Origin of the sequence: Tissierella sp. MB52-C2, assembly GCF_030931715.1 — a bacterium.
In the GTDB taxonomy this organism is placed as follows: Bacteria; Bacillota; Clostridia; order Tissierellales; family Tissierellaceae; genus Tissierella.
The window spans coordinates 1804857-1827730 of the sequence record NZ_CP133261.1 but is presented as its reverse complement, the minus strand read 5'-3'; the positions used below and the strand labels follow the sequence as shown (position 1 = coordinate 1827730).

General features: G+C 30.4%; 23 protein-coding genes and 1 other annotated feature. Of the genes, 21 read left to right on the top strand and 2 right to left on the bottom strand.

The genetic code is table 11. The features are described from left to right. Position 1 precedes the first annotated feature (1 nt). The 16 genes from tgt to RBU61_RS09110 all read left to right on the top strand — a co-directional run bounded on the left by tgt (position 2) and on the right by RBU61_RS09110 (position 15821). The gene (gene tgt, locus RBU61_RS09185) at positions 2–1126 is read left to right on the top strand and encodes a tRNA guanosine(34) transglycosylase Tgt (RefSeq protein ID WP_308879481.1); all 1125 of its coding nucleotides are present in this window, start codon (positions 2–4) and stop codon (positions 1124–1126) included. Between the two features lie 55 nt (positions 1127–1181). Beyond that, positions 1182–1502, top strand: coding sequence for a preprotein translocase subunit YajC (gene yajC / locus RBU61_RS09180; RefSeq protein ID WP_308879479.1), 321 nt, complete (start codon positions 1182–1184; stop codon positions 1500–1502). Between the two features lie 93 nt (positions 1503–1595). Continuing rightward, a complete protein-coding gene (locus RBU61_RS09175) occupies positions 1596–1973 on the top strand; it encodes a TIGR04086 family membrane protein (RefSeq protein WP_308879476.1) in 378 nt (125 codons plus the stop codon). Positions 1974–2049: 76 nt separating this feature from the next. Then, positions 2050–2190: a six-cysteine ranthipeptide SCIFF gene (gene scfA, locus RBU61_RS09170; protein ID WP_308879474.1), complete on the top strand. Its 141-nt coding sequence runs from the start codon at positions 2050–2052 to the stop codon at positions 2188–2190. Between the two features lie 67 nt (positions 2191–2257). Beyond that, the gene (scfB, locus tag RBU61_RS09165) at positions 2258–3619 is read left to right on the top strand and encodes a thioether cross-link-forming SCIFF peptide maturase (RefSeq protein WP_308879471.1); all 1362 of its coding nucleotides are present in this window, start codon (positions 2258–2260) and stop codon (positions 3617–3619) included. A 10-nt stretch (positions 3620–3629) separates the two neighbouring features. After that, entirely contained in the window at positions 3630–4931 is a 1302-nt protein-coding gene (gene secD / locus RBU61_RS09160; protein ID WP_308879470.1) for a protein translocase subunit SecD, read from the top strand. Then, positions 4928–5794 carry a protein translocase subunit SecF gene (gene secF, locus RBU61_RS09155; protein ID WP_308879468.1) on the top strand — a complete coding sequence of 289 codons (867 nt, stop codon included), beginning with the start codon at positions 4928–4930 and terminating at the stop codon, positions 5792–5794. The genes secD and secF overlap by 4 nt, the downstream gene beginning before the upstream one ends. A 138-nt stretch (positions 5795–5932) precedes the next feature. Further along, the gene (recJ, locus tag RBU61_RS09150; protein ID WP_308879466.1) at positions 5933–7702 is read left to right on the top strand and encodes a single-stranded-DNA-specific exonuclease RecJ; all 1770 of its coding nucleotides are present in this window, start codon (positions 5933–5935) and stop codon (positions 7700–7702) included. 120 nt (positions 7703–7822) lie between these two features. Next, positions 7823–9985: a bifunctional (p)ppGpp synthetase/guanosine-3',5'-bis(diphosphate) 3'-pyrophosphohydrolase gene (locus tag RBU61_RS09145; RefSeq protein ID WP_308879464.1), complete on the top strand. Its 2163-nt coding sequence runs from the start codon at positions 7823–7825 to the stop codon at positions 9983–9985. Positions 9986–9999: 14 nt separating this feature from the next. Further along, positions 10000–10449: a D-aminoacyl-tRNA deacylase gene (dtd, locus tag RBU61_RS09140; protein ID WP_308879462.1), complete on the top strand. Its 450-nt coding sequence runs from the start codon at positions 10000–10002 to the stop codon at positions 10447–10449. 11 nt (positions 10450–10460) lie between these two features. After that, complete coding sequence (locus tag RBU61_RS09135) at positions 10461–11081, top strand: MBL fold metallo-hydrolase (RefSeq protein WP_308879461.1); 621 nt, start codon at positions 10461–10463, stop codon at positions 11079–11081. Positions 11082–11104: 23 nt separating this feature from the next. Continuing rightward, positions 11105–12577 carry a coproporphyrinogen dehydrogenase HemZ gene (gene hemZ / locus RBU61_RS09130; RefSeq protein ID WP_308879458.1) on the top strand — a complete coding sequence of 491 codons (1473 nt, stop codon included), beginning with the start codon at positions 11105–11107 and terminating at the stop codon, positions 12575–12577. A gap of 13 nt (positions 12578–12590) precedes the next feature. After that, positions 12591–12977 (top strand): hemerythrin family protein, encoded by a 387-nt coding sequence (locus RBU61_RS09125; protein WP_308879455.1) that lies wholly within the window; start codon positions 12591–12593, stop codon positions 12975–12977. A 63-nt stretch (positions 12978–13040) separates the two neighbouring features. Further along, positions 13041–13238 (top strand) — a binding site (T-box leader). Positions 13239–13281: 43 nt separating this feature from the next. Then, the gene (gene aspS / locus RBU61_RS09120; protein ID WP_308879453.1) at positions 13282–15060 is read left to right on the top strand and encodes an aspartate--tRNA ligase; all 1779 of its coding nucleotides are present in this window, start codon (positions 13282–13284) and stop codon (positions 15058–15060) included. A gap of 60 nt (positions 15061–15120) precedes the next feature. Continuing rightward, on the top strand, positions 15121–15543 hold the full coding sequence (locus tag RBU61_RS09115) for a SoxR reducing system RseC family protein (protein ID WP_308879450.1): 423 nt from the start codon (positions 15121–15123) through the stop codon (positions 15541–15543). Between the two features lie 17 nt (positions 15544–15560). Further along, the gene (locus RBU61_RS09110; protein WP_308879447.1) at positions 15561–15821 is read left to right on the top strand and encodes a metal-sensitive transcriptional regulator; all 261 of its coding nucleotides are present in this window, start codon (positions 15561–15563) and stop codon (positions 15819–15821) included. Between the two features lie 4 nt (positions 15822–15825). On the opposite strand, the gene RBU61_RS09105 is transcribed toward RBU61_RS09110, so the two are convergent. Both RBU61_RS09105 and RBU61_RS09100 read right to left on the bottom strand, forming a co-directional pair. Beyond that, positions 15826–16260 carry a threonine/serine exporter family protein gene (locus RBU61_RS09105; protein ID WP_308879797.1) on the bottom strand — a complete coding sequence of 145 codons (435 nt, stop codon included), beginning with the start codon at positions 16258–16260 and terminating at the stop codon, positions 15826–15828. 3 nt (positions 16261–16263) lie between these two features. Then, the gene (locus RBU61_RS09100) at positions 16264–17037 is read right to left on the bottom strand and encodes a threonine/serine exporter family protein (protein ID WP_308879445.1); all 774 of its coding nucleotides are present in this window, start codon (positions 17035–17037) and stop codon (positions 16264–16266) included. Between the two features lie 164 nt (positions 17038–17201). Between RBU61_RS09100 and glyA the strand changes: the two genes are divergently transcribed. From glyA to RBU61_RS09075, 5 genes are all read left to right on the top strand, one after another. Then, the gene (glyA, locus tag RBU61_RS09095; RefSeq protein WP_308879442.1) at positions 17202–18431 is read left to right on the top strand and encodes a serine hydroxymethyltransferase; all 1230 of its coding nucleotides are present in this window, start codon (positions 17202–17204) and stop codon (positions 18429–18431) included. A gap of 97 nt (positions 18432–18528) precedes the next feature. Further along, entirely contained in the window at positions 18529–19872 is a 1344-nt protein-coding gene (locus RBU61_RS09090; RefSeq protein WP_308879440.1) for a DUF512 domain-containing protein, read from the top strand. Positions 19873–19883: 11 nt separating this feature from the next. After that, the gene (gene der, locus RBU61_RS09085; protein WP_308879438.1) at positions 19884–21200 is read left to right on the top strand and encodes a ribosome biogenesis GTPase Der; all 1317 of its coding nucleotides are present in this window, start codon (positions 19884–19886) and stop codon (positions 21198–21200) included. A 2-nt stretch (positions 21201–21202) separates the two neighbouring features. After that, on the top strand, positions 21203–21796 hold the full coding sequence (gene plsY / locus RBU61_RS09080) for a glycerol-3-phosphate 1-O-acyltransferase PlsY (protein ID WP_308879436.1): 594 nt from the start codon (positions 21203–21205) through the stop codon (positions 21794–21796). 13 nt (positions 21797–21809) lie between these two features. Then, entirely contained in the window at positions 21810–22838 is a 1029-nt protein-coding gene (locus tag RBU61_RS09075) for an NAD(P)H-dependent glycerol-3-phosphate dehydrogenase (RefSeq protein ID WP_308879434.1), read from the top strand. Positions 22839–22874: the final 36 nt, after the last annotated feature.

The window sequence follows — 22874 nt, the reverse complement described above, 5'->3', positions numbered from 1 at the left end:
AATGGCTATAAAGTTTGAACTAATAAAAGAAGCAAAGGATTCAAAAGCAAGACTCGGGAAATTATATACACCCCATGGAGTTATAGAAACTCCAATATTTATGCCAGTGGGAACTCGTGCCACTGTTAAAGCTATGACACCAGAGGAAGTAAAGGGTTTAGGAGCTCAAATAATTTTAAGTAATACATATCATCTATATTTAAAACCAGGGCATAAGTTAATAGAAGAAGCAGGTGGACTTCATAAATTTATGAACTGGAATGGACCAATTTTAACAGATAGTGGTGGATTTCAAGTTTTTAGTCTAGGAGATTTAAGAAAGATTAAAGAAGAAGGAGTAGAATTTAGATCTCATATAGATGGATCGAAACATTTCATAAGTCCAGAAAAATCAATAGAAATTCAAAACTCACTGGGTTCAGATATTATGATGTGCTTTGATGAGTGTACTCCTTATCCAGCAACTTATGAATATGCTAAACATTCAATGGAACGAACCACTAGATGGGCTAAAAGATGTAAGGATTATCATAAAGATTGGGATAAGCAAGGTTTATTTGGTATAGTGCAAGGTGGAATGTATAAGGACTTAAGGGAACAAAGTGCTAAGGAATTAGTAGAATTAGATTTTCCAGGATATGCAATAGGTGGACTAAGTGTTGGAGAACCGAAGGAGTTAATGTGTGAAATACTAGATTTTACTACACCATTATTACCTAAAGATAAACCTAGATATAATATGGGAGTTGGTACTCCAGACTACTTATTTGAGTCAGTAATAAGGGGAATAGATATGGCAGACTGTGTATTACCCACAAGAATTGCTAGGAATGGTACAGTACTTACATCTCAGGGAAAGTTAGTTATTAGAAATGCAAAATATTCTAGAGACTTTACTAAATTAGATCCAGAATGTGATTGCTATGCTTGCACAAATTACTCTAGAGCATATATTCGACATCTATTTAATGTTGATGAGATTTTAGGTTCTAGACTTACTACTATTCATAATTTATATTTTTTAATAAAGCTTATGGAAAATATAAGAGAAGCCATAAAAGAGGATAGATTATTGGAATATAAAGATGAATTTTATAAAAAATATGGTTATTATGATAAAAATTAGATGAAATATCTGTTTTTTATTGTATAATAGATATAGAAAGGGAGGGATTTATTAGATGCCACAACAATTACAAGGGTTAATACTACCCATAGGTTTTTTTGTCTTACTTTATTTTATGATGATTAGACCACAGAAGAAAAAAGAACAACAAATAAGGGAAATGAGAGATGCTTTAAGGGTAGGAGATCAAGTAGTTACCATTGGTGGAATTTATGGTAAAATTCTTAAAGTTAAAGAAGATGTTATAACTATTGAAGTAGGATCAGCTAAGACTAAACTGGAAATGACTAAGTGGTCTATTGGTTCAGTAGTTAGTAAGAATGAGTTAAAAGATAATAAAGATGAAGAAGTAAAAACTGAAGATGATAAAGAGTAGTAAAAAGGCTTCCTAAATTTCTAAGGAAGCTTTTTTTATGTAATAAATTCCTCTTTACTAAAATAGATTAAACTAAAGATAAGGAGGGATAGTATGAAAGTTAAAAATTGGAACAAAGGTATTTATCTATTAAAGGGGTTGGTGTTATCTTATATCATTACCTGTATTCTAATATTGTTTTCCTCAGTATTATTAACTTATTCAAGTCTTAGTGAAATGAAAATGCCCTTATTAAATACTATAACAATGTTAATAAGTATAACAGTTGGTAGTATCTATACAGCAGCAAAAGTAAAAGAAAAAGGTTGGATAAGCGGAGGAATAGTAGGTATAGCTTACTATATTATATTAATTGCACTAAATATGATATTTCTAAGGCCACTAGTATTTGATATATTTTCAGCTTCGAAAATAATATTATCTTCTGTCATAGGAGTAATAGGTGGAATTATCGGAATAAACTTGTCATAAAAAATAAAAATAACTTTAAATAAAAAAATTAATATGATATAATAAGTAGCAGAAAATTACACAGGGAGGGATTAAGATGAAATACATAAAGACTATATCAGGTAGCAATCTAAAAAATACTATAGCTAAAGGTGGATGTGGAGAATGCCAAACATCTTGTCAGTCAGCTTGTAAAACATCCTGTACTGTAGGAAATCAAAAATGCGAAAACAAATAAGCAAATAAAAGGTGGTGGTTTATCCACTACTTTTTATTTTGTACAATAACAAATGGGAGGAAGTTTAATGGATAAATCATCAAAGATGCATAAATTCTTTTTGAACAATAAATATCTAGTATTAGATGTAAACACAGGTGCAGTGCATGTAGTTGATAAAATTGTATACGAAATTTTAGATTTTTATGGTGAAAAAACTAAAGATGAAATAATAGGGATGTTCAAAAGCGTTTATGGAGCTAAAGCAGTAGAAGATGTATATAAAGAAATAGAAGAACTAGTTAAAGAAGGACTATTATTGTCTGATGATATAGATATTTCCAACTTCAAATATAATGAGTCAAATATTGTTAAGGCAATGTGTTTACACGTAGCCCACGATTGTAATTTAAAATGTAATTATTGCTTTGCATCACAGGGAAACTTCAAAGGTGAAAAATCTATGATGTCCTTAGAAGTAGGAAAAAAATCACTAGAGTATCTTGCTAAAAATTCAGGTGCAAGAAGAAACTTAGAGGTAGATTTCTTTGGTGGAGAGCCTTTAATGAACTTTGAACTAGTTAAGGATTTGGTAGATTATGGAAGAACCTTAGAAAAAGAATATAATAAAAACTTTAGATTTACTATTACAACAAACGGAATATTATTAGATGAAGATAAAATTGATTTTATTAATGAAAACATGGATAATGTAGTTCTTAGTTTAGATGGTAGAAAAGATGTTAATGATAATATGAGAAAGACAATTAATGGCGAAGGCAGCTATGATATTATCCTTCCAAAGTTTAAAAAGATGGTTGAAAAAAGAGGAGATAAGGACTACTACATTAGAGGGACTTTCACTAGCAATAATATTGATTTTTCTAAGGATGCCTTAGACTTTTATAATAATGGATTTAAAAAGATATCAATAGAGCCTGTTGTAACGCCAGAGGAAATGGATTATGCCCTGAGGGAAGAACATTTAGATGCTGTTTTAAATGAATATGAAGAGTTGTCTAAAGAATATATTAATATAAAAAGAAATGATAAAGATTTTTATTTCTTCCACTTTATGATAGATTTAAACCAGGGACCTTGTATTGTTAAAAGAGCTGTAGGCTGCGGTGCAGGATCTGAATATATGGCTGTTACCCCAGAGGGTGATTTATATCCTTGTCATCAATTTGTAGGTGAAAATGAGTTTAAAATGGGAAATGTTTTTGATGGAGTAGAGAATACCGATTTAAGAGACAAGTTTAAAAATGCCAATGTATATAACAAAGAGGAATGTAGAAAGTGTTGGGCTAGATTTTACTGTAGCGGTGGATGTCATGCGAATTCATATCATGCCCATAATGATTTAAAAAGGAGCTATAGCTTAGGATGTGAAATGGAAAAGAAAAGAATAGAATGTGCTATCTCTATATTGGCAAATTTAGATAATTAGGAGGAAAAATATGAAGGTTAAAAATACTATACTATTGCTGCTTATACTTTCAATAGTAGCAGGAAGTACATTTTTAGCGCTAAATGGTATTAAAGTTGGAAAATATGAAGTAGTTAAGGCTAAAGATGCCATAGATTTAGGTTTAGACTTGGCAGGTGGAGTTTACGTGGTTTTAGAAGCTCAAACTGACGCAAAGGGAGCAGAACTTCAAAAAATCATGGAACAAACTAAGACAATTATCAACGAAAGGGTAAATGCTTTAGGAGTATCAGAGCCTAATATTGCAATTGAAGGTAATAACAGAATAAGGGTTGAATTGGCAGGTATAGATGATCCACAAAAAGCTATAGAACTAATTGGTAAGACTGCACAATTACAGTTTGTGGATCCAGATAAGAATATAGTTTTAACAGGTAAAAATGTAGTGGGTTCAGAAGTTCAATATCATAACACTGAATTAGGACAACAAGAAATTGTTGTAGGTCTAGAATTGGATAAAGAAGGTACTAAGAATTTCGCTGAAGCTACAGGAAGACTTACATTGGAGAAAAATAGAGAAGATAGAATTATTTATATAATATTAGATGATCAAATAATATCATACCCAGCAGTACAAAGTGCTGAAGAAGGGGGAACAGCTATTACAGATGGTAAGGCTGTTATATCAGGTGGTTTTACTTTAGAGGAAGCTAGTGAATTATCTGCTTTAATCAGAGCAGGTGCATTACCAGTAGAGATGAAAGAGTTACAAACATCCATTATAGGGCCAACCTTAGGGTTAGAAGCCTATGAAAAAAGTGTAAAAGCTGTAGGTATTGCACTACTCATAATTATGATATTCATGATAGTTATGTATAGATTGCCTGGTTTTGTTGCTTCAATTGGATTAATAGTATATACATTAATAACAGTACTTGCAATGTCTTCATTAGGAGTAAAATTAACTCTTCCTGGAATAGCAGGTTTAATTTTATCAATTGGTATGGCAGTAGATGCAAATGTTATAATATTTGAAAGAATAAAAGAAGAAATAAGAATGGGGAAAAGTATAAGAACGGCAGTAGATGCAGGATTTAAAAGGGCACTTACTTCAGTAATGGATTCAAATATAACTACATTAATAGCTGGAGTCGTATTATATTACTTTGGTATAGGACCTATTAAAGGATTTGGTGTAACTTTAATAATAGGTATAGTTGCTTCTATGATAACGGCAGTTATTATTTCTAAATATTTACTAAAGCTAATTGTATCCCTTACAGGTGGAAAAAATCCTAAGCTTTATGGGGTTAATAGAGAGGTGGAAAGATGAATATTATAAAGAATAGAAAGATTTTTGCAATATGTTCATTAGCCATAATAGTTATAGGACTTTTAATGTTCTTTATTAAAGGGTTCAACTATGGAATAGATTTTACAGGTGGAACATTAATAGAAATAAACGCAGGAAAATATATACCAGTAGATGAAGTAAGAGAGATTACAGATGAATACGATAAAAATGCAAGTATCCTACATGGCGGAGAGAATAAAAGTGAACTAATAATTAAAAGTACATTAGACCTTTCAAATAACACAGTAACAGAGATAGTCAATAAATTTGCAGAAAAATATAACATAGATAGAAGTAGTTTTCAATCAGAAAAATTTGGACCATTTATGGGTAAGGAAATAAGGAATAAAGCTTTATTATCTATACTAATAGCTACTATACTTATGTTAATATATATATCATGGAGATTTGAATTCAACTTTGGTTTAGCTGCTATTATTGCGTTGGTACATGATGTATTAATTATGGTTGCTGTTTATTCAATTTTTAGAATTCCAGTAAATAGTTCATTTATAGCTGCAATATTAACAATACTGGGATATTCAATAAACGATACCATAGTAATATTTGATAGAATAAGAGAAGAATCGAAATTATATCCAAAGGAATCTGTAGGCAATTTAGTAAATAATAGTATAAAGAAATCTTTAACAAGAACAATAAATACTTCTATTACTACTTTAATAGCTGTTGTTGTAATATATATACTGGGAGTCGAGGATATTAAAGTTCTTGCATTACCTTTAATGATTGGTATTATAACGGGAACTTATTCTTCATTATTTATTGCATCGCCCATATGGTATGAACTTAAAAATAGAAAAATAAAAACTGCTAAATAAGCAGTTTTTATTTTATAATAATAGATTTTATCGAAAAATGAAGAAATAGATAATAATGTCTAGAATTAACCTAGATAAAATGATAGAATTTATATAATAATTAAAAATATTTTAAATTTGTTTACTGGAGTGAAATAGTTGGAAAAATGGTTTATACGAAATAAGTCAGCTGATTATAAAAAGATTGCAGCTCATTTTAAAATATCTGAGTTTTTAGCTAAACTATTAGTTAATAGAGATATAAATGATTATAGATTAATAGATAGTTTTATATCATCAAACTTAGATAAATTACATAATCCTAAGACAATGAAGGATTTATCTAAGGGTGCTAATATTCTTAAAGATAAAATAATAAATAAAAATACCATTAGAATAGTAGGAGATTATGATGTAGATGGAGTAATCTCCATTTACTTATTATATACTGCAATAAAACAATGTGGCGGAGATGTAGATTATGTTATTCCAAATAGAGTTGATGATGGATATGGTATAAATAATGAAATTGTGAGGCAAGCAAAGGAACAAGGAATAGACACTATAATAACTTGTGACAATGGTATAGCGGCTATAGAGCAGGTGAAATTGGCTAAGGAATTGGGTTTAACTGTGATTGTGACAGACCATCACGATTTACCCTTCATAGTGGATGAATCAGGAGAAAGAGTATACTTATCTTTAGATGCTGATGCAGTAATAAATCCAAAACAACAGGATTGTTCCTATGCCTTTGAAAGACTTTGCGGTGCTGCAGTTGTATTTAAACTAATACAAGAATTATATTCTTTATTTAATATTCCCATAGAAGCCACATATGACTTGTTAGAATATACTGCAATAGCAACAATTTGCGATGTGGTCGACTTAGTTGATGAGAATAGGATTATAGTAAAAAAAGGCTTGGAGCTCATAAATCGAAGTCAAAACATTGGTTTAAAGGCTTTAATAAGAGAGACAGGAATAGGAAACAAAGAAATTGGAATCTATCATATAGGATTTGTAATAGGGCCTAGTATCAATGCATCAGGAAGATTAGATTCAGCTCTAAAATCTTTAGAATTACTTTTATGTGAAGATGAAGAATTGGCTACTATACTGGCTAAAGAACTTCGAGAACTAAATGAAGAAAGAAAGCAAATGACCGTAGAAGGTGTAGAAAAGATAATTAATACAATTGAACATTCTGATATAAAGAATGACAAGGTATTGGTTATTTATGAACCAGAAGTCCATGAAAGTATAGCTGGTATAATTGCAGGAAGAATTAAAGATAGATTTAATAAACCTACAATAGTATTAACCAATGGAAAAGAAGGAATAAAAGGATCCGGAAGGTCCATAGAAGGATATAATATGTTTGAGGAGTTATCGGAATGTAAAGATATATTATTGAGATTTGGTGGACATCCTATGGCAGCAGGATTATCCCTAGAGTATGAAAACATTCATATTCTTAGAGAAAAATTAAATTATAATATAAAATTAACAGATGAAGATTTAATACCAAGGGTATATATTGATATGCATCTTCCACTGGAATATATTAACTTTAAATTAATTGATGAACTAAAGCTTTTAGAACCCTTTGGAAAGGGCAATAATAAACCTATATTTGGTGAAAAAAGTCTAAAAATAAATAGAGGATTTAGATTAGGTGCAAATAGAAACGTTCTAAAATTAATATTAGAGAGTAAAACTAAATCTGTTATGGAATCTATTTATTTTGGAGACATAGACAGTTTTGAAAAATTAATAATTACAAACTATGGAGCAAATGAACTTGAAAAGATATATAGGGGTATAGATAATGATATAAATATAGATATTCTATATTATCCTTCCATCAATGAATATAATGGAAAAACTAATATACAGATTACAATTCAAAGTTATAGAATTGGCTAATAATTTATTTATGGCGAAATAATGATTAAATAAATATAATTCTTAAAAACTGGGTAATTATAAATAATTAAATTTTAATATAGTCATATAAATGTATTTTAAGTAAAGAAGGTGAATCTAATGTTAGAAAATTTACTCTTAAAAATTGAACAATATAATCCTCAGGCTGATTTAAGCCTTATAGTTAAGGCATATAATTTTGCACAGTCTGCCCATGAGGGGCAAGTTAGAAATTCTGGTGAAAAGTTTTTTATTCATCCCTTTAATGTGGCAGTAATATTGGCAGATTTAAATATGGATACAGATACTATAATAGCAGGTCTCCTCCATGACGTTATAGAAGATACTGATATAACTTATGAAAGAGTAGCTGAAGAGTTTAATATAGAAATAGCTGATCTAGTAGAAGGAGTTACAAAATTAAAAAAGTTAAACTATAAGACTAAGCAAGAAAGTCAGGCTGAGAATTTAAGAAAAATGGTATTAGCTATGGCAAAGGATATACGAGTTATTATAGTTAAATTAGCAGATAGACTTCATAATATGCGAACATTAGAATATATGAGAGATGAAAAGAGAAAAGAAAAGGCATTAGAAACATTAGAAATCTATGCCCCATTGGCTCATAGGCTAGGAATTTCAAAAATAAAATGGGAATTAGAGGATTTATCTCTTAGATATCTTGATCCTGAAAATTATTACGATTTAGTTGAGAAGGTTTCAAAACGAAGACAGGAAAGAGAAGCCTATGTAAAAATAATTATAGATACTTTAAGTAAAAAGTTAGACGAAGTTGAAATAAAATATGATATTAGCGGAAGACCAAAGAATTTTTATAGTATATATAAAAAGATGGTTCATCAGGGTAAGGCTTTTGAACAGATATTTGACTTAACAGCCATAAGAATCATAGTAGAAGATATAAAAGATTGCTATGAGGTTCTAGGTATAGTACACAGCTTATGGAAGCCACTTCCAGGAAGGTTTAAAGACTATATTGCCATGCCTAAGCCAAATATGTATCAATCAATTCATACTACAGTAATTGGTCTTAAGGGGGAAATATTTGAAGTACAAATTCGTACTTGGGAAATGCATAGAACGGCAGAATACGGTATAGCAGCCCATTGGAAATATAAGGAAGGAACAAATAAATCGGATAACTTTGATGATAAACTAACATGGTTAAGACAATTACTAGAGTGGCAATCTGATTTAAATGATCCTACAGACTTTATGGAAACATTAAAAATAGATTTCTTTACAGATGAAGTATTTGTATTCACTCCAAAAGGAGATGTAATAAATCTTCCAGATGGATCCACTCCTATAGATTTTGCATATAGGGTCCATACTGAAGTAGGAAATAAATGCGTAGGAGCAAAGGTAGATGGAAGAATCGTTCCTTTAAATTATAGATTAAAGAATGGAAATATAGTAGAAATAATTACATCGGTCAATAGTAATGGACCTAGTAGAGATTGGATCAAAATAGTAAAGAGTACTCAAGCAAAAGCTAGGATTAGACAATGGTTTAAGGCTAAAGAAAAAGACTTTAATATTGTAAAAGGAAAAGAAGCTTTAGAAAAAGAGGTTAAAAAATTAGGTTATAAATCATCAGAAATCTTAAAAGATGAGTGGCTAAAAAATATTGCATCTAAAGCTAGCATAAATTCCATAGATGATTTATATGCTGCCATTGGATATGGTAGTATAACTTTAAATCAAGTCATTTCAAAACTGAGAGTCCAATATAATGAATACTATAAAGTAGAAGATGAAAAAGCATTTGTAGAAAGTAAGATTCAACAACCTGCTCAAAAGAAGGCTGGTAAATACACTCAAGGCATTAGAGTAAAAGGATTAGATAATATTAAAGTAAGATTTTCCAAATGCTGTAACCCAGTACCAGGAGATGAAGTTGTAGGATATATAACTAGAGGCAGGGGCGTTTCCATTCACAGGACTGACTGTCCAAATATAACAACATCAGATGATACTGAAAGATTTATTGAAGTTGAGTGGGATTTCCAAAAGAAAGCATCTTATCCAGCAGAAATTCAGATAAAGGCTTCAGATAGGTCAGGACTTTTAGCTGAAGTTACCCAGAAGATAACAGATTCTGATTTAGGAGTTATATCTTTAAACGCGAGAACATCAAAGGATAAAATAGTATTTATAAACTTAACTCTTGAAATTAGAGACATAGAAGAATTAAGGAGCTTAATGAAGAAGATAAAGAAAATAAGAAATGTAATAGATGTATATAGAGTTACAGCTTAGAAAGAGGGAGATACATGAGAGTAGTAGTACAAAGAGTTTTAGAAGCATCAGTTAAAGTAGATGGTCAAATCGTAGGAAAAATAGGTAAAGGATTGCTTGTATTACTGGGAGTAGGAGATGGAGATGATCCTAAGGATTTAGATTATATGGTAGATAAGGTATTGGGTCTTCGTATATTTGAAGATGAAAATAATAAGATGAATCTATCATTATTAGATATAGAAGGGGAGTTATTGGTAGTTTCTCAATTTACTCTTTATGGTGATGTAAGAAAAGGAAAAAGACCTAGCTTTACAGATTCAGCTCATCCAGATATAGCAGAAAAATATTATTTAGAATTTATCCAGAAAGCTATAGATAAAGGGATAAAAACTGAGAAAGGTATCTTTGGAGCAGATATGAAGGTAAGCCTTATAAATGATGGACCTGTAACTATTTTATTAGATAGTAAAAAAACATTTTAGGAGTGATTAATTTGGAAATAATTAGAGTACCAGCAGGAGTATATGCTGCCAATTGTTATATTATATACTCTAAAACTACTAAAGATGGCATAATAGTAGATCCAGGAGGAGATGCAGATGATTTATCATCATATATAAAAAGAAATGACTTAAATATAAAACATATTATCCTTACCCATGGTCATGGAGATCATATAGGGGGAGTAATAGGATTAAAGGCGTCCCTTGGTGCTACAGTTATGATTCACGAAGAAGATAAGGATATGTTAATGGATGGTGAGAAAAATCTTTCTACATCAATGGCAATGGGTAAAGTAGAAGTAGAGCCAGATGTATTGCTTAAAGATGGAGATATTATAGAAATTGGAGACTTAAAGGTTGAAATAATCCATACTCCTGGGCATACAAAGGGAGGTATTTGTATAAAAATAGGAGAGAATATAATAACAGGTGATACTTTATTCGCGGGTTCTATTGGAAGAACAGATTTATTTGGTGGAGATTATGATTCCATAATCAAATCAATAAAAGAAAAATTAATGATTTATCCTGATGAAGTTCAAGTATTTCCAGGACATGGAACTCCTTCCACAATAGGGCGAGAAAGAGTATCTAATCCTTTTTTACGTTAATATATTCTAATAAAGGTGATCAAATGATACAGGTATTATTAATCGGTCATGAGTTTAAACATGAATTAACTGAGTTAATTAAAGTATTTTTTCCTAAAGAACAAATTATATATATTGAAGATAAAGAGAAATATTTAGGTGAGGGTAGTCTTATAGTCAATGAACTATGGGAAGAAAATGGAGAGAAAAAAGCCGTAACAAAACTATATATAGATGATATCTTAATCAATCAATCAGTTGAAAATATTAATCTCATAGAGATATATAGGGATTCTTTAGATAAATATATAAGGATAGGGATTAAAAAATCCATATATAATACTTTAATAGATATATCAGAGAATATAATTCCTTGGGGTATTTTAACTGGAATAAGACCAGTAAAAATAATCCATGAATTATTAGATAAAAATATAGATGAAGATATAATAATAGAAGTATTGACTAAGGAATATAAATTAGATATTAAAAAGGCTAGATTGACATTAGATATTGGAAAAAGACAAAGGAACTATATCTATCCTTTAGATAAAGATAGATATAGTCTTTATGTTAGTATACCTTTTTGCCCTACTACATGTTTATATTGCTCTTTCCCATCATTGCCCATAGATAGGTATAGGGGCTATGTCAAAGAATATACTTTAAAAGTAATAGATGAAATTAAGAGTATAAGAAATATGATGGGAGGTAGAAGGATAAATACAGTATATATAGGTGGTGGTACACCAACTGCCATTCCTCCTATAGAACTTGAAAGAATTATTCAATCTATATATAATGAATTTGGAGAGAATAATATAAGGGAAATTACTGTGGAAGCTGGTAGGCCTGATACTATAAATAGGGAATACTTAGAAATGTTAAATAAAAATAATATTGGTAGAATAAGTATTAATCCACAAACTATGAACGATAGTACATTAAAACTTATAGGAAGACATCATAACTCATCTGATATTGTAAAGACTTTTCATTTAGCTAAGGAAATTGGATTTAATGTAATAAACATGGATTTAATCATAGGGCTTCCAGGGGAAGGAGTCAAAGAGATTAAGCAAACATTGGAAAAAATTAAAGAGTTAAATCCAGAAAATCTTACTATACATACTCTTTCAGTAAAGAGAGGTTCTAAGTTTAAGGATACTATGGATAAATATTCAATGCAAACTCAATCTACTTTAAGTGAGATGTTAAATGAAACTATGGAGGTTTCAAATAAAATGGGACTAGCTCCATATTATCTCTATAGGCAGAAGCAAATATTGGGGAATTTTGAAAACATAGGATATTGTAAACCAGGAATGGATTGTATATATAATATTGCAATGATGGAAGAAAAAGAAACTATAATGGCAGCAGGAGTAGGATCAGTATCTAAGATTTATTTTCCAGAGGAAAATAGGATAGAGAGAGTTCCAAACTTTAAAGACTTAAAGGAATATCTAGAAAGAACTGATGAATTAATTCAAAATAAAAGAAAGGTATTAGGATAAGGGGGAAAATTTAATGTTATGGTGGACTGAAGAATTAAGAACAGGAATAGATACAATAGATATACAACATAGAAGTATATTTAATAAGGCCAATGAAATTTTTGATTTAGGAAGCCAATCTAAAGCAGAAGATATTGAAAAAATATTTATATTTTTAATGAATTATGCAAATAATCATTTTTTCGAAGAAGAAGTCTTAATGATAGAAAATTCATATGAAGACTTTATTAACCATAGGAGAAAGCATAATTACTTCATAGAAGAAATCTATAGAATTTATCAAAATATAAAAGAGGAGAATTCTGAAGACAACTTAAATGAATTAAAAGTTTTAATCATAGAGTGGCTGGCAAATCATATATCCGGTGATGATAAAAAATTTATTTCTATTTTAGATTAAATAGTATAATAGTCCTTGACACTCATTATTTTTTAGTCTATAATTAATAAAAATCAATATAAATAATATGCAAAGATAAGGAAGAGTAGTTAAACTATTTAGCTATAGAGAGTCGGTGGAAGGTGAAAACCGATGCTAATATTTAATGAAGACACCTTTGAGTAAATAATCTGTAAGGATTAATTCGCAGAAATGCGTTAAAATTTTGAGTGAGGAAAACCTAATTAGGGTGGTACCGCGAGATAACCTCTCGTCCCTGAATATCAGAGATGAGGGGTTTATATTTTTTTGAGGAGGTTTTGATATGGGAGAAAAGATGGGTAATTTAAGAAGAACCATTATGTGTGGAGAATTAAGACCGGAACATAACGGTGAAGAAGTTGTATTAATGGGATGGGTTCAAAGAGAAAGAAATTTAGGTTCAATTATATTTATGGATTTAAGAGATACTACAGGAATTGCTCAAATCGTATTTGATAATACTATATCTAGTGAAATATTTAATAAGGCAGAAAAAATTAGATCAGAATTCGTATTGGCTGTTAAAGGAAAAGTAAGAATTAGACAAAGTATTAACAAAGAAATACCTACCGGGGAAGTAGAAGTATTAGTAGATGAGCTTAAGATATTAGATGAGGCTGAAACTACGCCTATATATATTAAAGATGATGATAATGTATCTGAAACCATGAGATTAAAGTATAGATATTTAGATTTAAGAAAGCCATCTATGCAGGAAAAGCTAAAACTAAGAGCCAAAACAGCAAAGGTAGTAAGAGATTTCTTAGATGAAAACAATTTTATTGAAGTAGAAACACCTATGCTTACAAAGCCAACACCTGAAGGAGCAAGAGACTATTTAGTTCCTAGCAGGGTAAATCCTGGAGAATTTTATGCATTACCTCAGTCACCACAATTAATGAAACAACTTCTAATGGTATCAGGAATGGATAGATATTACCAAATAGTTAAATGTTTTAGAGATGAAGATTTAAGAGCTAATAGACAACCAGAGTTTACTCAAATAGATATTGAAATGTCCTTTGTAGATGTGGAAGATATTATTTCCATAAATGAAAAATTATTATATAAATTATTCAAAGAATTAAAGGGTATAGAGATAGATCTTCCTATTAAGAGAATAACATATGAAGAAGCCATGGAAAGATATGGAGTTGATAAGCCAGATTTAAGATTTGGATTTGAGTTAAAGGATATTTCCGATTTAGTAAAAAACTGTGGTTTTAAAGTATTTAGTGGAGCCATTGAAAACAATGGGGCTGTAAGAGGAATTAATGTAAAAGGTTATGGAGATAGTTTTACAAGAAAGGATATAACTGCCTTAGAAGACTATGCAAAAACTTATGGTGCAAAGGGATTGGCATGGGCTAAAATAACAGAAGAAGGAATAACTTCACCTATTGCAAAATTCTTTAGTGAAGAAGAATTTGCTAGTATACTGGAAAGAATGGAAGGAGAAAAAGGAGACTTAATTCTTTTTGTAGCAGATAAAAAATCAGTTGTATTTGATAGTTTAGGTAACTTGAGAAATGAAGTAGCAAGGAAGTTAAATATAATTGACCCTAATGATATGAAATTAGTCTGGGTTACAGAGTTTCCATTGTTTGAATTTGACGAAGAAGAAAATAGATTTGTAGCTAAACATCATCCATTTACTCATCCAATGGAAGAAGATATAGAGCTTTTAGAATCTCACCCTGAAAAGGTAAGAGCTAAGGCTTATGACATAGTCATTAACGGAGATGAAATGGGTGGTGGAAGTATTAGAATTAATAATTCTGATCTGCAAAAAAGGATGTTTAGTGCATTAGGATTTACCGAAGAAGAAGCTTGGGATAAGTTTGGATTCTTATTAGAGGCATTTAAATATGGAACTCCGCCACATGGAGGTATTGCCTATGGTTTTGATAGACTTATTATGCTTTTATCAAACACATCAAATATTCGTGATGTTATAGCATTTCCTAAGACTCAATCAGCTACTTGTTTAATGACTAATGCACCTACTGATGTTTCTGAAAAGCAGTTACAAGAAGTTCATATTCAACTTACCAAGAATTAGAATATATAACATTTCACTATATTATTATGCTATAATATATAGCATATGGGAGGTGTAGATATGGATCAGGTTGGATTAGTAAGAAAAGTATCAAATGGAGAAGCCGAAGTAGAAGTAAGAAGGATTTCAGGCTGTGGAGAAAATTGTAAAGGCTGTGGCGGTGGATGTAATGTTCCTAGTCATGTTGTTGTTTTATCGAATGATATAAATGCTAAGGTAGGAGATTTTGTAGAGATAAAAGGAGAAACAAAGAATATATTAAAATATACTATGATTATATATATGGTTCCGTTTGTATTTCTTATTATGGGAATATCATTAGGTATGAAGTTCTTAAAGAATATGTCTATATCTAGTTATGAACCATTAAGTTTTTTAATAGGTTTAATATTTTTAGCTTTTGGTTATTTAGTAGTTAAATTTATAGATAAAAAAGTTGGAAAAAAAGAAGAAAATATTATAAAAATGACAAGAATTATTTAATTAAAGGAGTGTAATTGTTGGGAGATAAGGATGCTATCATCAAAAGGTTAAGAAGGGTTGAAGGTCAAATAAAAGGCATACAAAAAATGGTGAATGAAGAAAAGTTTTGTGGTGATATATTAATCCAAGTAGCTGCAGCTAGAGCAGCTTTAAATAGTGTAGGTGGATTAATATTAGAAAACTATATGAAAGATTGCTTGAAAGGGTATCTAGAGGGAGTAAGTGAAGAAGAAGCTTTAGATAAATTAGTTGATATAATGGTTAGATACTCCAAATAAAAACTTAATCTTTTAGTTTTACTCTTTTTATTGACCTAGAGAAGGCTGACGAAATTATTACTCCTACAGCTATAGCTGTGGCTACGAAAAAGGTTTCTACCCCTTTAGTGGCAGCCATAGTAAAGTCATTTTCTATTATTGCAAACATAGTATAATACATGCCAGCACCAGGAACTAATGGAATTATTCCAGAGGTAATAAATATGGTTGCTGGCTTTTTACATATCCTTGCCAATAGTTCTCCTAACAGTCCAACTGTTAAAGCACCTAGGAAGGTAGCAGCAATATTACTATGAAAAAAATTTGCAGTTATAAAATATATTGTCCAACCAATGGCACCAGTAAGACCATTATATCCTAAAGTTTTCTTAGGAGAACTAAATAATATAGAAAAACCAATTGTTGAAATAAACGATAAAATTAATTGTTTTATAATCACCAATTAAAAAACTCCCTTCGCATAAAAATTAAGAATGATTCCGACTCCAAGGGCTATAGCAATAGCAGAGAATACGGCTTCCATACCTCTAGATAAACCAGATAAAAACTCTCCAGACATAGTATCACGAATGGCATTTGTGATGGCTACACCAGGAACTAGGCACATTATAGAACCGATTATAACTTTATCAAGATTTTGACCTAAACCAATTATAACTGTAATATAGGATAGACCACTGGCTAAAATAGAACCAAATAAATTATTTATAAAGAATGTAAGTTCAAGTTTTGAAATTTTATTTATAAAAGTTAAAACAGTTAAACTTACAATAAAGCTTGATATAAAATCTAAAAATGTACCACCAAATAAAACACAGAATAATGCTGCCCCTAAGGAACCAAATAGAGATTTTGTTTTTGGTTCATAGGTATTCGTCTTATTAATTTTTTTTAATTCTTTAATTCCATCATCTATAGACATCTTGGAATTAACAAAAGCACGGGAAAACTCATTGACCATATCAATTTTATTTAAGTCTATGGAAATAGTTTTATTTCTTTTTATATAGGAGAATAGTTCTCCTTTATACTCTAGAGATATGAAGATTCCAGTAGGAACTACATAGGCATCTACATACTTTATATCCTTTCTTGACTTACAAATTCTTACTATTGTATCTTCTGCTCTATAGGTCTCTGCTCCGGCCTTGAGCATTACCCTACCTGCCATTGTTGCTAGGAGCAATAACTTTTTAACTTCTTCTTTGTCATCCATATTATCACCTCTTTAATTAATATCCTTGTAAAATTTACCTAAAATACATATAATATAAATGGTTGTATTTTTACAAATTGTAATTGATTAATATATATTATAACATAATATGGTTTTATAATTAATCAATTACAAAAATAAAAAATAAGGAGAGATATAAGGATATGGATTTTACAAATTTAGCTAAATATGATCCCGAAGTAATGAATATTATTGAAATGGAACTAAATAGACAAAAAAAACATATCGAGCTTATAGCTTCAGAGAATTTTGTAACTCCACAGGTAATGGAAGCAGCAGGTAGTTATTTGACTAACAAATATGCCGAAGGATATCCAGCTAAGAGATACTATGGTGGATGTGAAGTAGTAGACATGGTTGAAGATCTTGCTAGAAACAGATTAAAAGAAATTTTTGGTGCAGATCATGCCAATGTACAGCCGCACTCTGGATCTAATGCTAATCTAGGTGTATATTTTGCTGTATTAAAGCCTGGAGACAAAGTATTAGGTATGAATTTATCACAAGGTGGTCACCTAACTCATGGTAGCCCAGTTAATATTTCAGGAACCTATTTTAACTTTATAGATTATGGAGTAAATAAAGAAACTGAAGTAATAGACTATGATGAAGTAAGAGAAATAGCTTTAAGAGAAAAACCAAAAATGATTGTAGCTGGTGCCAGTGCATATCCTAGACAAATTGATTTCAAAAAGTTTAGAGAAATTGCAGACGAAGTAGGAGCATACTTAATGGTAGACATGGCTCATATAGCTGGACTTGTTGCCGCAGGCCTACATCCAAATCCAGTTCCTTATGCAGATTTTGTAACTACTACTACTCATAAGACTCTAAGAGGTCCAAGAGGCGGGGCAATTCTTTGTAAAGAAGAGTATGCTAAGGCTATTGATAAGGCAATATTCCCTGGAATACAAGGTGGTCCGTTAATGCATATTATTGCAGCTAAAGCAGTTGCCTTTGGTGAAGCATTACAGGATGACTTTAAAACTTATCAACAACAAACTATAAATAATGCTAAGACATTGGCTGAAGGGCTAATGAAAAATGGATTTAGACTAGTATCTGGTGGTACAGATAATCACTTAATTTTAATAGATGTTAGAACAAAAGGTTTAACAGGAAAAAAAGCAGAAGCACTTTTAGATGAAATTGGTATAGCAACTAATAAAAACACTATTCCATTTGACCCAGAATCACCATTTATAACAAGTGGAATAAGAATAGGTACTCCAGCAATGACAACTCGTGGAATGAAAGAAGAAGACATGTTAGAAATTGCTGAGATAATGACTTTAGCACTAGATGAAACTAAAGATAGAGATGAAATAAAAGCTAGAGTAGAAAGATTATGTGATAAACATAAATTATATTAATTATAAGGCCTACAGATAATTCTGTAGGCTTTTCTTTACATATTTGTTATACTATATTAGAATAGGCATAGATTTAAAAATAATTGAGGTGTAAAAAGTGGAATCAAATAACTACGAATTAAATAACTATTCGGAAGATAGGAATATTATAGAAGAAATTACCGAGGGTAGTATAGCTGAAGAATTAGAAATTGAACCAGGGGATATATTATTAACTATTAATGATATACCTGTAAAAGATATTATTGATTATAAATATTTAGTTTCGGATGATTATCTTATAGTTGCCATAGAAAAAAAAGATGGTGAGATATGGGAATTAGAAATTGAAAAAGATTTTGATGAGGACTTAGGTCTAATATTTACTAATCCTTTAATAGATAAGGCTAAATCCTGTAGAAATAAATGTATGTTTTGTTTTGTAGATCAATTACCGCCAAATATGAGACAAACCTTATATTTTAAAGATGATGATTCAAGACTATCATTTTTACAAGGTAATTTTATAACTCTAACTAATATGAGTGATGATGAAATAGACAGAATAATACGGTACAGACTAAGTCCCATAAATGTAAGTGTCCATACTACAAATCCTGAACTTAGAATAAAGATGCTGAATAATAAGAATGCAGGCAGGATATATGATATACTGAAGAGATTTAAAGATGCTAATCTTGAAGTGAATTGTCAAATAGTTTTAGTTCCAGGAGTAAATGATGGAGAAGAATTAAATAGAACATTGTCTGATTTAAAGAATTTATATCCAACTGTTGAAAGTATAGCAGTAGTGCCTGTGGGTATAACTAAGTATAGAGATGGACTTTATGATGTAAAACCATTTACTAAAGAAGACTCTAAAGAGTTGTTGGAATTTGTATCTAATAAGCAATCAGAGTTTTTAGAAGAAATAGGAACCAGATTCGTATTTGCTTCAGATGAATTCTTTGCAACTACAGATAAAGAATTACCTAGTTATGATAAATATGAAGGATTTCCTCAGTTAGAAAATGGAGTAGGACTTATGAAATCCTTTGAAGATGAAATAGTTAAAGAACTTGATAAGATAAAGGTACCTATAAATAACAAGAAGAAATATATAATAGCTACAGGAACTTTAGCATTTAAATTTATAGAAAGTATTAAGGACAAAATAATTAAGAAATTTAGTGAGTTGGAAATAGTAGTTGTGCCAATAGTAAATAGATTTTTTGGAGAAACTATAACTGTATCTGGACTTGTAACAGGTGAAGATTTAGTTGCTCAGCTAAAGAATTATAAAGATATTGATGGAATTATTATTCCAAATTCTATGTTGAAAAGAGACGAGGAAATATTCTTAGATAATTTAACCCTTGTAGAAGTGTCAGAAAAATTGGATATTCCTGTTATTCCTTCTAAAGTAGAAGGAAAGAGTTTAATAGATATAATAAAGAATTGAGGGATGAACAGATGAATAGAGCTATTGTTTGTATAGTAGGAAGGCCAAATGTAGGAAAATCAACTTTATTTAATAAAATAGTTGGTAGAAGAATTGCAATAACAGAAGATACTCCTGGAGTAACTAGAGATAGAATATATGCAGAAGGAGAATGGTTAGGAAAATATTTTACAGTAATAGATACTGGTGGACTTGAACCTGAAAATGAAGAAATAATAATGACCAATATAAAAAGACAGGCAGAGATTGCAGTAGATACTGCTGATGTTATTTTATTTGTAGTAGATGGATTAGCTGGACTGACTTCTACAGATAGAGAAATAGGAAATATGCTTAGAAAGTCAGGAAAAAAAGTAGTAGTAGCTTGTAACAAAATCGATACTCCGAAAACTCCAGATGAAATATATGAGTTTTATGAGCTAGGTCTTGGAGAAACTATAGTTATATCGGGAGAACAAGGACTTGGTATTGGAGATTTATTAGATGAAATAGTAAAAAACTTTCCAGAAGACAAAGATACAGAATATGATGAGGATTTAATAAAAGTTTCTTTAATTGGTAAACCAAATGTAGGTAAATCATCTTTAATTAATAATATTTTGGGTGAAGAAAGGGTAATTGTAACTAATATACCAGGAACAACTAGAGATGCAATAGATACTTATTTTGATTATGAAGAAAATAGATATGTATTTATTGATACAGCAGGGCTAAGAAGAAAGAGAAGTATATATGAAGATATAGAAAGGTATTCTGTCATAAGGACATTAACTGCAGTAGACAGGTCTGATATATGTATATTAGTTGTAGATGCTACTGAAGGAATTACAGAACAAGATACTAAAATAGCAGGCTATGCCCATGATAACGGAAAGTCTATTATAATTGCTATTAATAAATGGGATTTAGTTAAAAAAGATACTAATACACATTTAGAATTTGAAAAGGAAATCAGAAAAGAATTAGGATTTATTGCATATGCACCTATAATATTTATATCAGCTTTAACGGGACAACGAGTAGATAAATTACTGGAGCTAATAAATGTGGTAAATAATAATTATAACTTGAGAATTAGCACAGGTGTGTTAAATGATATAATCAATGAGGCGGTATTAATGAATCAACCACCTAGTGATAAAGGAAAGAGGACGAGGATATACTATGGAACTCAAGTATCTGTAAGACCACCTAAGTTTGTAATATTTGTAAGGAATGCAGAATTAATGCATTTCTCCTATGTTAGATATTTAGAAAATCAAATAAGAAATCACTTTGGATTTGTAGGAACACCTATACAATTTGAATTTAGAGAAAAGGGAGAGTAAAAATGAAAATATTTTTATCCATATTGATACCTTATTTCATAGGATGTTTTTCATCTGCATATTTTTTAGGTAAAACGTCAAAGAATATTGATATAAGAAATTATGGTAGTGGCAATGCAGGAGCCACTAATGCCCTTAGGGTTTTAGGGAAGAAAATGGGAGCATTAACCTTTGCCTTAGACATAATTAAAGGTATAGTAGCTGTTTTAATAGGGAAAGCTCTACTTGGATATGATGGAGGTCTCTTAGCAAGTTTTTTCGTTGTTCTAGGACATGATTTTCCAGTATTTCTTAGATTTAAAGGCGGTAAAGGAGTGGCAACATCTTTTGGAGTCCTATTGGTACTTAATTGGAAAGTAGGGTTACTATGTTTGTTGACAATAGTTCTTGTAACTCTATTTACTAGATATGTGTCTTTAGGTTCAATTACTGCGGCTGTTTTTGCTCCTTTATTTACAGTATTAGTTTCAAATCCAGTAGATAAGTATTTGTTTATTACCATATGGATATTAGCAGGACTTTTGATACTGAGACATAAGGCAAATATAATTAGATTATGTAATGGTGAAGAAAATAAATTAGGAAATAATATATAGGTAGGTGTTTTTAATGAGTGAAAGAATTGGTGTTTTAGGTGGTGGAAGTTGGGGAACTGCTTTAGCAATCTTACTGGCCAAGAAAGGCTATGATGTTCATATGTGGTTAAGGGATGAAGAACAGCTAATAGATATGAATAGAACTAGAATAAATAATAAATATCTTCCTGATATTATATTACCGCCTAATCTAAAGTTGACTAATGATTTGGAAGAAGTTAATTTTAATAAGGATGCTATTGTATTATCTGTAGGTACCCATGGAGTTAGAGAAGTACTTAATAATTGCAAATCTTATATTAAAAAAGATCAGATAATAGTAAATGTTTCTAAGGGTATTGAAAATGAAAGTTTACTTAGAATATCACAGATTGTTGAAGAAATAGTGCCAAATAGTAGATATGCCATACTTTCAGGACCTTCCCATGCAGAAGAAGTAGCTAAAAATATGCCTACGACAGTAGTATCATCATCTGGAATTAAAGAAGTTGCTGAATATGTTCAGGATTTATTTATTACTCCAGAATTTAGGGTATATGCAAATCCAGATGTTATTGGAGTAGAACTAGGTGGAGCATTGAAGAATGTAATTGCATTAGGTGCAGGGATTTCAGATGGATTAGGATGTGGAGATAATACTAAGGCAGCACTTATGACTAGAGGTATATTTGAAATGGCAAGGCTAGGGGAGAAAATGGGGGCACAAGGCAGTACATTTTTAGGGCTAGCAGGAATAGGAGATTTAATAGTAACTTGCACAAGTATGCTTAGCAGAAATAGAAGAGCTGGAATATTAATAGGGCAAGGAATAAAGACATCCGATGCTATTAAACAGATTGGAATGGTTGTGGAAGGTATAAAAACTACAAAATCTACCTTTGATCTGTCTAAGATATATAATGTTGATATGCCTATTACTGAAGAAATCTATGGTGTATTATATGAAGGTAAGGATGTCAAATATTCTGTTTCTAATTTAATGATTAGAGATAAGAAGCATGAAATGGAAAATATAGTATTAGAAAATAATAATTTATGGTAACCTGCTAATAAAATAGCAGGTTTTTTAATTAGCTTG